Annotated in this window: 12 protein-coding genes, 1 other RNA gene and 1 pseudogene; 10 read left to right on the top strand and 4 right to left on the bottom strand. The window is 61.1% G+C overall.

The window, feature by feature from the left end:
- Window positions 1–158: 158 nt before the first annotated feature.
- Window positions 159–257, bottom strand: an RNA gene (gene ffs, locus ACUN0E_RS29895) — signal recognition particle sRNA small type.
- 445 nt (window positions 258–702) lie between these two features.
- Here ffs and trxA point away from each other — a divergent pair.
- The 8 genes from trxA to ACUN0E_RS29855 all read left to right on the top strand — a co-directional run bounded on the left by trxA (window position 703) and on the right by ACUN0E_RS29855 (window position 9,606).
- The gene (trxA, locus tag ACUN0E_RS29890) at window positions 703–1,029 is read left to right on the top strand and encodes a thioredoxin TrxA (protein WP_054039468.1); all 327 of its coding nucleotides are present in this window, start codon (window positions 703–705) and stop codon (window positions 1,027–1,029) included.
- Between the two features lie 236 nt (window positions 1,030–1,265).
- A complete protein-coding gene (rho, locus tag ACUN0E_RS29885; protein ID WP_074284282.1) occupies window positions 1,266–2,534 on the top strand; it encodes a transcription termination factor Rho in 1,269 nt (422 codons plus the stop codon).
- A gap of 180 nt (window positions 2,535–2,714) precedes the next feature.
- Window positions 2,715–3,275, top strand: a complete 561-nt coding sequence (locus ACUN0E_RS29880) for a MerR family transcriptional regulator (RefSeq protein WP_445568857.1) — start codon at window positions 2,715–2,717, stop codon at window positions 3,273–3,275.
- Window positions 3,272–4,828, top strand: a complete 1,557-nt coding sequence (locus ACUN0E_RS29875; protein ID WP_445568856.1) for an MFS transporter — start codon at window positions 3,272–3,274, stop codon at window positions 4,826–4,828. The genes ACUN0E_RS29880 and ACUN0E_RS29875 overlap by 4 nt, the downstream gene beginning before the upstream one ends.
- A gap of 15 nt (window positions 4,829–4,843) precedes the next feature.
- The gene (locus ACUN0E_RS29870) at window positions 4,844–5,677 is read left to right on the top strand and encodes a M90 family metallopeptidase (protein ID WP_445568855.1); all 834 of its coding nucleotides are present in this window, start codon (window positions 4,844–4,846) and stop codon (window positions 5,675–5,677) included.
- 232 nt (window positions 5,678–5,909) lie between these two features.
- Entirely contained in the window at window positions 5,910–6,176 is a 267-nt protein-coding gene (locus ACUN0E_RS29865; RefSeq protein WP_408222933.1) for a type B 50S ribosomal protein L31, read from the top strand.
- A gap of 290 nt (window positions 6,177–6,466) precedes the next feature.
- Complete coding sequence (locus ACUN0E_RS29860; protein WP_408222931.1) at window positions 6,467–8,224, top strand: ArnT family glycosyltransferase; 1,758 nt, start codon at window positions 6,467–6,469, stop codon at window positions 8,222–8,224.
- A 2-nt stretch (window positions 8,225–8,226) separates the two neighbouring features.
- Entirely contained in the window at window positions 8,227–9,606 is a 1,380-nt protein-coding gene (locus ACUN0E_RS29855; RefSeq protein WP_445568854.1) for an MATE family efflux transporter, read from the top strand.
- Window positions 9,607–9,825: 219 nt separating this feature from the next.
- Here the strand turns inward: ACUN0E_RS29855 and ACUN0E_RS29850 are convergent, their stop codons facing one another.
- Entirely contained in the window at window positions 9,826–10,254 is a 429-nt protein-coding gene (locus ACUN0E_RS29850) for a carboxymuconolactone decarboxylase family protein (protein WP_408222927.1), read from the bottom strand.
- Window positions 10,206–10,700 (bottom strand): MerR family transcriptional regulator, encoded by a 495-nt coding sequence (locus ACUN0E_RS29845; protein WP_445568853.1) that lies wholly within the window; start codon window positions 10,698–10,700, stop codon window positions 10,206–10,208. Before ACUN0E_RS29845 ends, ACUN0E_RS29850 begins: the two co-directional genes overlap by 49 nt.
- A 312-nt stretch (window positions 10,701–11,012) precedes the next feature.
- On the opposite strand from ACUN0E_RS29845, the gene ACUN0E_RS29840 reads away from it, so the two are divergent.
- Both ACUN0E_RS29840 and ACUN0E_RS29835 read left to right on the top strand, forming a co-directional pair.
- Window positions 11,013–11,600 (top strand): ComEA family DNA-binding protein, encoded by a 588-nt coding sequence (locus tag ACUN0E_RS29840; protein ID WP_445568852.1) that lies wholly within the window; start codon window positions 11,013–11,015, stop codon window positions 11,598–11,600.
- Window positions 11,601–11,771: 171 nt separating this feature from the next.
- Window positions 11,772–12,206, top strand: a pseudogene (locus tag ACUN0E_RS29835) (YidB family protein); the annotation flags it as partial.
- Between the two features lie 145 nt (window positions 12,207–12,351).
- Here ACUN0E_RS29835 and clpB read toward each other — a convergent pair.
- Window positions 12,352–14,949 (bottom strand): ATP-dependent chaperone ClpB, encoded by a 2,598-nt coding sequence (gene clpB, locus ACUN0E_RS29830; RefSeq protein WP_408335616.1) that lies wholly within the window; start codon window positions 14,947–14,949, stop codon window positions 12,352–12,354.
- Window positions 14,950–15,016 lie beyond the last annotated feature (67 nt).

The following is a 15,016-nucleotide window of genomic DNA, read 5'->3' as shown; positions in this document are numbered from 1 at the left end:
GCGCGAACACGTGTTGCCGCTTCATTGAAACAGGCTAACGGACCGATAGAAAAAAATAGATGAAGCGCGCGAGAAACGCCAATGCAGTGTCTGCGTGGCAGCGCCTGGGTAAAACAGGAGATGAAAGGTACGGCAGAGGAAAAACAAGGAAAAAGGAAGGTGACGAGCCTGACCCTCGGCACTGGTGGAAAACGGCTGTGGCTGCTTCGTTCCCGACCTGACCAGATTGACCATCCCTCCATGCGAGGAGGCCCGTCACGAAACATTCTATCACCGCTTGGCCCGTCGCGCGACTGTTAATACGGCCAAACCGACATCGACGCGCCGAATCAGGCGCTTCGCATCATATAGTGCAGCATCCGGAACGTACGCGTCCGGGCCACTTGAGTTTGCGCCGCCTGCCACCAGATAAGCTGCGTCGCGTTTATCAGAACGTAGTGGCACTTCACCGGCAGCCGTTGGCCCCACTGCCCTTGATGAGTACTATCACCACCGGCAACGCATAGCGAATTAAGCTAAACTGCCATACGGATGACCCGCAACCGCGAGCTTTCCGCGCATTCCGGAAATGGTCTTTCGACTTTTTCAGGCGTACGCCGGCAAGGCTTCGATTGCGGCAAAGCGAACGGAAGTTTCCCTAGATTTTGACGTATCGTGGCGAGCAATTCAGGCGGGCCTCGAACCGATAGAGGTATTCATACAATGAGCGAATCAATCAAGCATATTAGCGACGCATCGTTCGAACAGGACGTCGTGAAATCCGATAAACCCGTGCTGCTCGATTTCTGGGCTGAATGGTGCGGTCCGTGCAAGATGATCGCGCCGATCCTCGACGAAGTCGCGAAGGATTACGCCGATCGCCTGCAAATCGCCAAGATCAACGTCGACGAACATCAGTCGACGCCGGTCAAGTTCGGCGTGCGCGGCATCCCCACGCTGATCCTCTTCAAGAATGGCGCTGTCGCCGCGCAGAAAGTTGGCGCGCTGTCGAAGTCGCAGCTCACCGCGTTCCTCGACGGCAATCTGTAAAGCGGTCGCATCGGCGCGCTCGAGGCCCTTGAAACCTTCAGGTGCGCTGTCTTAGGCGTGTTGTCAGCCGGCAACACGCTCAATAAGAAAGATGCCATACCGTCGCACTGGCGGAAATTGGCGTGTGCTATGCTAGAATCCGCAAAACGTCGAAAAGACGTGTAAGTCCTTGAGCGGTTCCGCTCACTCTCCTCCCAGATTTCATTTCGTCGCACCTTCTCCTGCGGGTTCTCCGTATGCATTTATCCGAGCTTAAGACTCAGCACGTGTCCGAATTGATCGAGATGGCCAATGGCCTCGAGATCGAAAGTGCAAACCGCCTGCGCAAGCAGGAATTGATGTTTGCCATTCTAAAAAAACGAGCCAAAGCGGGCGACACGATCTTCGGCGACGGCACGCTCGAAGTGCTGCCGGACGGCTTCGGCTTCCTGCGTTCGCCGGAAACCTCGTATCTGGCCAGCACGGACGACATTTACATCAGCCCGTCGCAAATCCGCCGCTTCAACCTGCACACGGGCGACACGATCGAAGGCGAAGTGCGTACGCCGAAAGACGGTGAACGCTATTTCGCGCTGGTCAAGGTGGACAAGGTCAACGGCCAGCCGCCGGAAGCCTCGAAGCACAAGATCATGTTCGAAAACCTGACGCCGCTGCACCCGAACAAGGTGCTGCTGCTCGAACGTGAAATGCGTGGCGAAGAAAACGTCACGGGCCGCATCATCGACATGATCGCGCCGATCGGTAAGGGCCAGCGCGGTTTGCTGGTTGCTTCGCCGAAGTCCGGCAAGACCGTGATGCTGCAGCACATCGCCCACGCGATCAAACAGAATCACCCGGATGTCGTGCTGTTCGTGCTGCTGATCGACGAACGCCCGGAAGAAGTGACCGAAATGCAGCGTTCGGTGGCCGGCGAAGTGATCGCCTCCACGTTCGACGAACCCGCTGCGCGTCACGTGCAAGTCGCCGAAATGGTGATCGAAAAAGCCAAGCGCCTCGTCGAAATGAAGAACGACGTGGTGATTCTGCTCGACTCGATCACGCGTCTCGCGCGTGCGTACAACACCGTCGTGCCGGCCTCGGGCAAGGTGCTGACGGGTGGTGTCGACGCGAACGCGCTGCAACGTCCGAAGCGCTTCTTCGGCGCGGCGCGCAATATCGAAGAAGGCGGCTCGCTGACCATCATCGGCACGGCACTGATTGAAACCGGCAGCCGCATGGACGACGTGATCTACGAAGAATTCAAGGGCACCGGCAACATGGAAGTGCACCTGGAACGCCGTCTTGCTGAAAAGCGCGTCTATCCGTCGATCAACCTGAACAAGTCCGGCACACGCCGTGAAGAATTGCTGATCAAGCCCGAAGTCCTGCAAAAAATCTGGGTGCTGCGCAAGTTCATTCACGACATGGACGAAGTCGAGTCGATGGAATTTCTGCTCGACAAGATTCGCCAGACGAAGAGCAACTCCGAGTTCTTCGACATGATGCGTCGTGGCGGCGGCAGCTAAGGCCTCGCGCCGAAACAACTGCATCAACCGCACAGCATAAGAAAGCCGCTCGCCAGAAACGAGCGGCTTTTTTTCGTCCGTAAGGTTTCGCCTGAAAAAGTGCGTGCTGCCTCAACAACGTGTACGTGAACGTACACGTTGCAGTACAATGCGCTCAGTCCGTCATGCCTGCCCTACCTTATGTCGAAGGACTCACCCGCCTTGCTCACCGTACGCGACGCCGCCGAACGCCTCGGGGTTACGCCGCGCACGCTGAAGTATTACGAGGAACGCGGCCTCGTCTCGCCTACCCGCAGCGAAGGCCGCTATCGGCTTTACGACGAGGAAGACCTGAAGCGTTTCGGCCGCATTCTGCGCCTGCGTTCGCTCGGTTTTTCGCTGCACGGCATCACCGAAATGCTCAAGCGCCCGCTCGAGCCGGTCGAAGGCGGGCATCGCTATTCCACCGAATCGCTGCAGCAGATTCGCGACGCCATCTCGGAACAGGTCGACTCACTCGACGCCCGCATCGAAACGATGCGCCGCGAACTCAAGGAAGCGCAGAAGCTGCGAGCCGAACTGAGTCCCGACCTCGACTATCTCGAACGGCGCCTCGCTGGAGAAAATGCGGACGCGTTGCTCGAACAGCGCCGCAACGCGCGTGCCAAAGCGACCGCCACGCCGCAAGGAGGACGCAAAAACACTCAAGATGAAGCCGCGCCTGACACCGCGCCCGACTCCGCCGCGGATCCGTCTGCATGAGTACCGCGCCTTCCCGCACGCCGCTGTTCAGCGTCGTAAAATTGCGCGGCGATTTTTTCCCGTGGGTGCTGGCCGTCGTCACCGGCCTCGACTATTTCGACAACGCGATCTTTTCGTTTTTCACCAGCTACATCGCGGGCGGCATCAACGCATCGCCGGATGAACTGGTGTGGGCCTCGAGCGCCTATGCGGTAGCGGCCGTGCTCGGCATTCTGCAGCAGCAATGGTGGGTCGAGCGCTTCGGCTACCGGCGCTACGTGGCCGGCTGCATGCTGCTCTATTCAACTGGCGCGATCGCCGCCGCATTGTGCGAGTCGTCGATCGAACTCGCATTCGCGCGCGGCTTTCAGGGCTACTTCATCGGCCCGATGATGGGCACCTGCCGCATCCTGATCCAGATGAGTTTCACGCCACAGCAGCGGCCTGCGGCAACCCGTGCTTTTCTGGTGCTGATCGTGTTGAGCAGTGCGCTTGCACCGCTGATCGGCGGCCAGCTGGTCGCGCATTTCGACTGGCGCGCGCTATTCGCCTGCACCGCGCCGGTCGGCGTGCTGTTTGCCATCCTCGCCCTGCTCGCACTGCCGGATACCGGCAACCGCTTGCCGGAAGAGCGCGGCGCGGCGCACTTCTGGCCTTATCTGATCTTCGCGTTCGCGCAAGGCGCGCTGCAAATCGTGATGCAACAAGTGCGGTTCCAGTTGTTCAGCGCCTCGCCGGGGCTGATTCTGCTGACGGTCGCCGGCATCGTCGCGCTCGGCTGGTTCGCATACCAGCAATGGCACCATCCGGCGCCGCTGGTGCGACTGCATGCGCTGCGCGAAAAGGTGTTCCAGGTCGGGCTCGTGCTGTACATGTTCTACTACTACATCTCAACCGTATTCAGCTACCTGACGTCGCGCTTTCTCGAAAGCGGCCTCGGCTATCCGGTCGAGAATACCGGCCGGCTGGTCGGCGTGACGTCGCTGATTTCGGCAAGCGCCCTATTCGTCTACCTGCGTTACGCGAAGCTCCTGCCGCGCAAAAAGTGGATCATCGTACCAGGCTTCGCGGTGGCCGCATTCGCCGCGGCGTGGATGACGCGCATGTCACCGGGCGTGGGCGAAGCCGCACTGATTGTGCCGATGCTGCTGCGCGGCTTGCTATTGCTGTTCATCGTGCTGCCGGTCGCCAATCTGACGTTTAGAATCTTTGCCATTGAAGAATTCACGCATGGCTACCGGCTGAAAAACATCGTGCGGCAACTGACGATCTCGTTCGCGACGGCCTCGGTGATCATCGTCGAACAACATCGGCAGGCGCTGCATCAGGCTCGCCTCGCGGAGTTCGTGAATCCGTACAATCCGTTGTTCCAGAATTCGCTCGCTGCGCTGACGAGCGGCTTCAGCGCCGCCGGTCGCTCGCCATCCGAGGCGCATTCGCTTGCGATAGTGGAAATCAGCCGGACGGTCGCGCAGCAGGCAAGCTTCCTGACGTCGCTGGACGGCTTCTACTTCCTGATCGGCATTGCGATATGCGGCGGCATTTTCGCCGCGTGGCAAAAACAGATCGACTAAGGGTTGCATCAGGCCATGCTTTCGAAACTCACCCAATGGTTCGGCACGCGCCGCCGCGACCGCGCGCTGCGCGACTACGCGATCGACGACGCGCTGTGGCAAGCCACGCTCGGCGGCCTGCCGTTCCTCGCCCATCTCGAGGCGCCGGATCGCGTGCATCTGCGCGAGCTGACCAGCCTTTTCATCGCGAAAAAGGAATTTTCGACCGCGCACGAACTCGAGTTGACCGACGCGATGACTGTGGCAATTGCTGCGCAGGCGTGTCTGCCGGTGCTGAACCTGAGCCTCGAGTTGTATCGCGGCTGGGTCGGCGTGATCGTCTATCCGGGCGAGTTCGTGATCCGCAAAACGGTTGAAGACGAAGACGGCGTGGTGCACGAAGTCGAGCACGACGCGAGCGGCGAAGCATGGGAAGGCGGCCCGGTGGTGTTGTCGTGGGAAGACGCGCAGATGACCGGCGGTGCGGACGCCTATAACGTCGTGATTCACGAATTCGCGCACAAGATCGACATGCTGACCGGCGAGGCGAACGGCCATCCGCCGCTTACACGCCGCTGGCATGCCCCGCTCGATTCGCAGGCATGGGCCGACGTCTTCGACCATGCATACGACCATTTCTGCGCCAAAGTGGACGCAATACCGGACAGGCGCTGGGCGCGTTTCGAGCGCGATTCGTTGATCGACCCGTATGCGGCGGACCATCCGTCGGAATTTTTTGCCGTGTGCAGCGAGGCGCTGTTCGTCCAGCCACAGGCCTTCGAGGCGGAGTATCCCGAGCTATACCGGTTGCTGGCGCGGTATTACCGGCAGGATCCGGCGCGGGTGGGATTGGCATTCGCTCCGTCCTGACGCCCGCCGCATAAGGGGTGCCGCGCGGCATGTGGACAAGAAACGGACCGATAAAGTGCCGGCGAAAACGAGGCAAAACGCAGGCAAAAAGGTCGTAGAAAGGTCGTCAAGCGACTGATTTTCTGGCATAATCGCCGTTTTTCGACCATAGGCAAGTGGCTCGCGCCTAGATGCAGTCCGCATTTGTAGCGGCTGCTCGCGGGTTGGCTACCGCCAGATTAAAGGAAAGACCATGAAAGAAGGCATTCACCCGGATTACCGCGAAGTCCTGTTCGTCGACATGTCGATCGACTTCAGGTTTGTAACGCGCTCGACCATCCAGACGCGTGAAACCGCCGAATTCAACGGCAAGACCTACCCGCTCGCCAAGATCGAAGTGTCGTCGGAATCGCATCCGTTCTACACCGGCCAACAAAAGATCATGGACACGGCAGGCCGCGTCGAGAAGTTCAACAAGAAGTTCGGCTCGCGTGCTACCGGCAAGGCAGCTGCGAAGTAATACCCGCTTCGTCGCAGGCCTTGGCCAGCAACGAAGCAGCAGCAAAAAAGGGCAGCGCGAGCTGCCCTTTTTTGTCTCTGCTCCTTTGCCTCCTTATCCCGGACGTTGTAAGCACCAGGCCGCCCGTTGCGGCATCGTGTTACAGGAACTCCAATGACGTTGCGAGCCATTACCGCCCGTGACGCGCATCGCACGGCACGACTACAATGCCGGATGCTCCAGATTGGCCATTCTGGCCGGACACCCCGTCCGGTCCTGGCTGCACCGCCTATCCGATATCCACACACCGCATGAGACCTGTCGTTCGCCTCACTGCCTCCGCGACCAGTGCATTGCCGCGCTGGCTGCTGCTGACCATCTGTATCGTCTACGCCTTCTTCGGCCTGTTCGGCCGGGATCCGTGGAAGAACGAGGACGCAGCCGGCTTCGGCGTCATGTGGACAATGGCCAACGGCAGCGCGCACGACTGGCTGCTGCCGAATCTGGTCGGCAAGTACATGACGGAAGACGGCCCGCTCGGCTACTGGCTCGGTGCCGGCGCGATCCGCGCCCTTGCACCATGGGTCGACGCGAGCAACGCGTCACGCGTGTTTACGGGCCTGCTGTTTTGCGCGGCCTGTGCGTTCGTCTGGTATGCGGCTTATCTGCTCGGCCGGCGCGCCGAAGTGCAGCCGTTCAAATATGCGTTCGGCGGCGAACCGGAGCCGCGCGACTATGGCCGCACCCTCGCCGACGGCGCGCTGCTGATCCTGCTCGCCTGCTTCGGCCTGGCCGAACGCGGCCACGAAACTACGCCTCAGCTGGCGCAGTTTTTCGGCATCGCCATGCTCGTCTACGGGCTTGTGCGGATGATCGACAAGCCGATCCAGGGCGCGCTGATCTGGGGCCTGGCGCTCGGCCTCGTCGCCTTGGCCAGCAGCCCGGTGCTGGTTGGCGCATTGTTGCTCGGTACCCTGGCGATGGCGCTGATCGTGCGCGAGGCGCGTTCGCGCTGGCTGCTGCTGGCCGGTCTGCCGGTGGCGCTTGCGCTGTCGGTCGCATGGCCGATCGCCGCACTCGCCGCCTTTCCCGATGACGCTGTCTGGTATCTGAACCAGTGGGTGCACGTCAGCCTGTCTTCGTTCGCCGGGCCGCCCGGCTCGGTGGCCGCCTACGCACTCAAGAACCTGCCGCTCTTCACGTGGCCGGCCTGGCCGCTGGCGCTCTGGGCGTGGTTTAGCTGGTCGGGCCTGCGGCGCGCGCCGCACGTGGCAATTCCGCTGTCGGTGATTGGGCCGCTGCTCGTGCTGGTCGTGTTGCAGAGCCATCAGTCGAACCGGCTTTATATGCTGTTGCTGCCGGCGCTCGCGGTGCTGGCCACCTTCGCGCTGCCCACGCTCAAACGCGGCGCGATCAACGCGATCGACTGGTTCGCGTTGCTGAGCTTCACGATCCTCGGCAGCTTCGTCTGGCTGGTGTACATCGCCGGGTTGACCGGTTTCCCGCATCCGCTCGCGCGCAACCTCGCGCGTCTCGCTCCGGGTTTTGCGCCGCAGTTCAAGATCCTGTCGTTCGTGTGTGCAGTCGCCGTGACGATCTGCTGGTTCGTCCTGGTGCAATGGCGTCTGGCCCGTCATCCGAAAGTCCTGTGGCGCAGCGTGGTGCTCTCGAGCGCCGGCACGACGCTGATGTGGGTGTTGCTGATGACGCTGTGGCTGCCGGTCGTCAACTACAGCCGGACCTATAAAGACGTCGCCGAGCAGATCGCGAGCCATCTGCCGGAGGACTACACCTGCATTTCTCCGGTGCGCCTCGGTAACGCGCAGATCGCGACGTTCGCCTATTTCGGCGATATGCATTTCTCGTTCAACCAGGATTGCGATGTGATCCTGCGGCAGGACACCCAGGACTTCGGCGATCCAAGCGCGATGTCGGACTTCGTATGGAAGCTGGTATGGGAAGGCCGTCGCGTGGCCGACCGCGACGAACGCTTCCGCCTGTACGTGCGGATCGACCGTCCGAAGCCGCCAGTCGTCAAACGCCGCAGCTGGCACAAGAAGCCGGACTGACCATGTTCGCCGACGTACGGAAAATCGCCGGGCTTGCATGGCCCGTGCTGATCGGCCAACTGGCGATTATCGCGTTCGGCGTGATCGACACGGCGATGGTCGGCCGCTATTCGGCCGTCGATCTCGCCGCACTCGGCCTCGGCTCGTCGATCTATATTTCCGTCTACATCGGTCTGACTGGCATCCTGACCGCGCTGCAACCCATCACCGCGCAACTCTACGGCGCGCGCCGCTATACCGAGATCGGCGAAGAAGTGCGCCAGGCCTTGTGGCTCGCGCTCGCGCTGACCGTGATCGGCTTTCTGATTCTCTATTTCCCGGGGCCTGTGCTGCAATTGGCGCGCGTGCCCGAAGCACTGCACGAGCGCACGGTCGCCTATCTGCAGATTCTGGCGTTCGGCCTGCCGGCCGGCCTCGCCTTTCGCGTCTACAGCTCGATCACCAATGCGGTTGGCAAACCGCGGCTCGTGATGATTCTGCAGATCGGCGCGCTGCTGCTCAAGTTCCCGCTCAACACGTGGTTCATCTTCGGCGGGTTCGGTGTGCCGGCGCTCGGTGGCCCGGGTTGCGCACTTGCCAGCACCGCGATCAACTGGGGATTGGCCGTGGTTGGGATGCTGCTGTTGACGCGCGTCTACGTATTCAAACCATTCGCGATCTTTGCGCACTTCTGCTGGCCGGTCTGGCGCCGGCAGGCGGCGCAACTGCGCCTGGGTATTCCGATGGGCCTGTCGTACCTGATCGAGGTCACCTCGTACACGTTCATGGCGCTCTTCATCGCGCGCTTCGGCACGACGACACTAGCCGGTCACCAGATCGCCGGTAACATTGGCGCGGTGCTCTATATGACGCCGCTGTCGATCGGGATCGCTTCGTCGACACTGGTCGCCCAGGCGCTCGGCGCGCATCGCCCGGAAGCAGCGCGCACGCTGTCGCGGCACGGCATCATGATGGCCGTGGCGATCGCCTGTTGTTATGGCGCGATCGTGCTGGTGCTGCGGCCTTACGTGATCGCAGGCTATACGCCGAATGCGCAGGTCGTGGCGGCGGCGATGCCACTGGTGCTGATCGTCGTGTGCTATCACCTGTTCGATGCGTTGCAGATCACCACCGCGTTCGTACTGCGCGCATACAAGGTGGCGGTCGTGCCGACCGTCATCTATGCAGTTGCGCTGTGGGGCGTGGGGCTCGGCGGCGGCTATGTGCTCGGCTTCAATGTCTTCGGCGCCACGCCGGAATGGCTCACCGGCGCGCGCGGCTTCTGGGTCGCGAATACGGTGAGCCTGGCGATTGCCGGCGTCGGTTTGCTGCTTTACTGGCGCGGCGTGAGCAAGCGGTATCTGCGCGCCGAAACGGCGGTCAGGGTGGATTCGGCGGTTTGATGGGGCGGTTTGGCTTGTTCAGCCTGCCGAGCTTGTTCGAGCGAATCGCAGGAACCGGCGTGCGAAACTATCGCAGCGCGGCCCGCTTGTGCTAGCTGGGTTCCCAGGCCGCATAGGTGGCGCGTTGTCGAAGCGATATGTAGCAGTTGACCGTTAGTTGCATCTTAATCCCCATAAAAAACGGCTGCGCCCGGCAGCCGCCCTCCCTTCTCTCCTGCGTCAGGACGCTTGCGCCTCCTCCGACTCCCGCGCCGCCTCCAATGCCTGATCACGCCGCTCGAAAATCTCCCGCGCCGCGAATAGCGCGTTCAGCGCTGCCGGGAAGCCTGCGTAGAGGGCCATCTGCATGAACACCTCGACGATCTCCTCGCGCGTGCAGCCGACGTTCAACGCCGCCTCGATATGCACCTTCAACTGCGGTTGCGCACAGCCGAGCGTCGCCAGTGAAGCAATCGTTGCGATCTCCCGCGCGCGCAGATCGAGTTGCGGCCGGCTGTAAATATCGCCGAAGCCGAATTCGATCAGCAGGCGTCCGAAATCCGGTGCGATCGGTGCAAGCGCGGCAATCACCTGCTCGCCGGTCGAACCGTCGATTTCCTTCAGTTTGTTCCAGCCTCGGGTGTAGCGATCGTTTTGTGCGTGTTCCATGGTGAGTCCTTTTCCGAATGCGAAGGCGATTGGGTTTCGTCGATCTGTCGTGTCGGCGTGCTCGCGGCGGGCTGCTGCCCAACTGTCTCGTAATAGGCGATTTTGTCGATGATCGCGCCGAGATTGCTCTGCAACTCGGCGATTTGCGCCAAAACCGTATCCCGATGCGCCACCAGCATGTCGCGGCGCTCGCCCACCGTCGATTGACCTTCTGCCCGCAGCGCCGCGAACGCCTGCATCCCGGCGATCGGCATGCCGGTCGCCTTCAGACGCATCAGGAACCGCAGCCAGTCGAGATCGGCCGGCGAATACAGGCGATGCCCCGCCTGGGTCCGCCCGACCGCCCGAATCAGGCCAGCCTGTTCGTAGTAGCGCAGCGTATGGGTGGAGACGCCGATCGTTCCGGCGACCTCGCCGATGGTGAGTGCTTTTGACATTTTCGACATGACGGAACTCAGGTTAGGACTTCGAGTGCACTCTAAGTCAAGTCGGCAGCGCTGTCATTTGTCTACGTGGCCATTATTTACAGTGGTCCGCGTTGATCGATAAACTCAGAATGGCTTAATCGCCAGGCAAAATCTTTAAATATTGTCCACCCTGATTTACTTGTCATGATTCGATCGGTATAAATCGTCGGCGTTTGCAAATAAGGGCGCGCAATTTGTTCTATGCTTAAGCGCAGCGAATGCTTACAGGATGCGTCGTTTCGAGTCGTCCCTTAGCGGCTAACTTTTTTTGCCCACAATGGAGTGCTTGCCATGCTGAAGAAGCTTTTGATGCTTTGCGTTGCTTTGGCTTTGTCGCTGTCGGCCGGATTTGCGGCGGCCGTCGAAGTGAATTCCGCCGATCAGGCGGCGCTCGAATCGGTCAAGGGTATCGGTCCGGTGCATGCGAAAGCGATCATCGACGAACGCACCAAGAACGGCCCGTTCAAGGATGCCGACGATCTCGCCACCCGCGTCAAGGGCATCGGCACCAAATCGGTGACCAATCTCGAAACGGCCGGTCTGACGATCAACGGCTCGTCCACACCGCCTACAGGCGCCAAGGCTGCCGCGAAGTCCAGTAGCACCGCGAGCACCAAGGCGACGCCGGCGGCCGCGCCTGCAGCGACTACCGCGGCCGCGACGACAGCTCCGGCTGCGCCTGCCGCGGCGTCCGGCGCCAAGGCATCGAAGTCGAAGAAGAAGAGCAAGGCCGCGGCGTCCGACGCGGCGGCAGCTTCCGCGCCGGCCACGGCGGCCGCTGCCAGCGCGCCCGCCGACGCATCCGGCACCAAGGCATCGAAGAAGAAGGCGAAGAAGAGCAAGGCGGCATCGGCTGCGGCAGCCTCTGGCGGCGCGTAAACTGGGTAGAGCACCGGCAGCTAACGGCGGTGCTGGTCACGTGTGATGTACGCGTGATAGTCACATAAGCGCCGCCCTGCTCCCGTCGCCTTCCTTCCACCAGCGTCGCGCAACCGCGCGGCGTTTTCACCCGCTGGCTCGTCGAACACGGGTCGGCATTCAAGAGAGACCGTCATGAGCCTACTCGACACACTCGGTTCCCTGGTTGGCAAATCGCCTGAAGGCGGTGGTGGCCAGCAAGCCCTCGTTTCAGCCGCACTGGAATTCGTCAATAACCAGCCGGGCGGCCTGAACGGGCTGATCAGCAGCTTCAAGGAAAAGGGCCTCGGCGACGTCGTTTCGTCGTGGGTCGGCAACGGCGAGAACCAGGCGATCACTCCGGATGCGCTGCATAGCGTGCTCGGCTCGGACACCGTCGCCAACCTCGCCGCCAAAGCCGGCGTGCAGCCGGATCAGGTCACCGGACTCCTGTCGCAGATCCTGCCGCACGTTGTCAACGCAGCGACGCCAGAAGGCGAAGTCCCCGCCGAAGGCAAACTGAATTCGACGACCGTGCTCGGTGCACTCGGCGGCCTGTCAGCGCTGTTCGGCAAGGGCAACGCGTAAGTACCGTTACCCGTCGCCGCCATGTAGCATGGCAAAAGCGGGCCAAAAAAAGCGGCAACGAAGTCACCTTCGTTGCCGCTTTTTAACGTCGGCGGGACGGCCTAACTTCAGCCGCGCCCTGCCTCGCCCAACGCGTTTTGCTTACTTAGTGCACAACGCGGTCGAACACCAGCTTGCCGTCTTCCACTTCGACCGGAATCACGTCCTTCGGACCGAACTTGCCGGCCAGAATCAGCTTGGCGACCGGATTCTCGATCTCCTGCTGGATTGCGCGCTTCAACGGCCGCGCGCCGAACAACGGGTCGTAGCCGACCTTGCCGACATGCTCCAGCGCCGCATCCGACACCACCAGTTGCATGTCGAGCTTGGCAAGCCGTTCATGCAGACGCTGCAGCTGAATCCGCGCGATCGACTGGATGTTCGAACGGTCGAGCGCATGGAACACCACGACGTCGTCGATCCGGTTCAGGAACTCGGGCCGGAAGTGCAGCTTCACCTCTTCCCAGACCGCATCCTTTACCGCTTCCTGCGGCTCGCCGACCATCGCCTGAATCACCTGCGAACCGAGGTTCGACGTCATCACGATCACCGTGTTCTTGAAGTCCACGGTACGGCCCTGGCCGTCTGTCATGCGGCCGTCGTCGAGCACTTGCAGCAGCACGTTGAACACGTCCGGATGCGCCTTCTCGATTTCGTCGAGCAGGATCACGCTGTACGGCTTGCGGCGCACGGCTTCGGTCAGGTAACCGCCTTCTTCGTAGCCGACGTAGCCCGGCGGCGCGCCGATCAGACGCGCGACGCTATGCTTCTCCATGAATTCGCTCATGTCGATACGGATCAGATGATCTTCCGAATCGAACAGGAACGACGCCAATGCCTTGCACAACTCGGTCTTACCCACACCAGTCGGCCCGAGGAACAGGAACGAGCCATACGGCCGGTTCGGATCCGCCAGACCCGCACGCGAACGGCGAATCGCATCGGCCACCGCAGTAATCGCTTCGTCCTGACCGACCACCCGGTCGTGCAGTTTCTCTTCGATCTGCAGCAGTTTTTCGCGCTCGCCTTGCATCATGCGCGACACTGGAATACCGGTGGAACGCGAGACGACTTCTGCGATTTCTTCTGCGCCCACTTGCGTGCGCAAAAGGCGCGGCCGGGTGGGGTTGCTCTGCTCTTTCGCTTCGGCCTGAGTCACTTCCTTCAGTTGTGCTTCGAGACCCGGCAGCTTGCCGTACTGCAACTCGGCGACCTTCTCGAGCTTGCCTTCACGCTGCAAACGGACGATTTCCGCGCGCGTTTTTTCGATATCTTCCTTCAGCTGCGCGCTGCCCTGCACCGCCGCTTTCTCCGCGGTCCAGATTTCTTCGAGGTCCGAGTATTCACGATCCAGCCGCTCGATTTCCTCTTCGATCAATTGCAAACGCTTTTGCGACGCTTCGTCCTTTTCCTTCTTGACGGCTTCGCGCTCGATCTTCAACTGGATCAACCGACGATCGAGCCGATCCATTTCTTCCGGCTTCGAATCGATTTCCATCTTGATCTTCGAAGCGGCTTCGTCGATCAGATCGATTGCCTTGTCCGGCAGGAAACGATCCGTGATGTAGCGATGCGACAGTTCGGCCGCCGCGACAATCGCCGGGTCGGTGATGTCAACGCCGTGATGCAGTTCGTACTTCTCCTGCAAACCGCGCAGGATCGCGATAGTGGCTTCCACCGACGGTTCGTCGACGAGCACCTTCTGGAAGCGGCGCTCAAGCGCGGCGTCCTTTTCGATGTACTTGCGATACTCATCGAGCGTGGTGGCGCCGACGCAATGCAGCTCGCCGCGCGAAAGCGCCGGCTTGAGCATATTGCCCGCGTCCATTGCGCCTTCGGCCTTGCCCGCACCGACCATCGTATGAATTTCGTCGATGAAAACGATGGTCTGGCCTTCGTCTTTCGCGATGTCGCTCAGCACGGCCTTCAGGCGTTCTTCGAACTCGCCGCGGTATTTCGCGCCGGCCAGCAATGCCGCCATGTCCAAAGACAGCACGCGCTTGCCCTTGAGCGTTTCCGGCACTTCGCCGTTGACGATACGCTGCGCGAGACCTTCGACGATCGCGGTCTTACCCACGCCCGGCTCGCCGATCAACACCGGATTATTCTTGGTGCGGCGTTGCAGGATCTGGATCGAACGGCGGATTTCGTCGTCGCGGCCGATCACAGGGTCGAGCTTGCCCGCCCGCGCGCGCTCGGTCAGATCGACAGTGTATTTCTTCAGTGCTTCACGCTGGCTTTCGGCGTCCTGGCTATGCACTTGCGAACCGCCGCGGACCGCCGCGATCGCACTTTCAAGCGACTTGCGCGACAGACCATGCTGACGCGCGAGACGGCCGGCCTCGCCTTTGTCGTCGGCGGCCGCGAGCAGGAACATCTCACTCGCGATGAACGTGTCGTTGAGTTTTTGTGCTTCCTTGTCCGCCTGATTCAGCAAGCCGGTCAGTTCGCGGCCGATCTGCACGTTGCCGTCAGTGCCCTGCACTTGCGGCAGGCGCGTGATGGCATCGTTCAGCGCGGTTTGCAGCGCCTGGACATGCACGCCGGCACGTGAGAGCAGCGAACGCGCGGAACCATCCTGCTGAGCGACGAGGGCCGACAGGACATGAACCGGTTCAATGTATTGATTTTCATGACCGACGGCCAGACTCTGCGCATCAGCCAGTGCTTCCTGGAATTTAGTGGTGAGTTTGTCGATTCTCATCAAGAGGCCTCCAATTTCGATTACCACCAAATTGAGGCGTTTTACGCAGGTTTCAAGCGCTTTTTTG

This window comes from Paraburkholderia sp. D1E, assembly GCF_052682275.1.
This window is presented reverse-complemented; position numbering and strand designations above follow the sequence as displayed.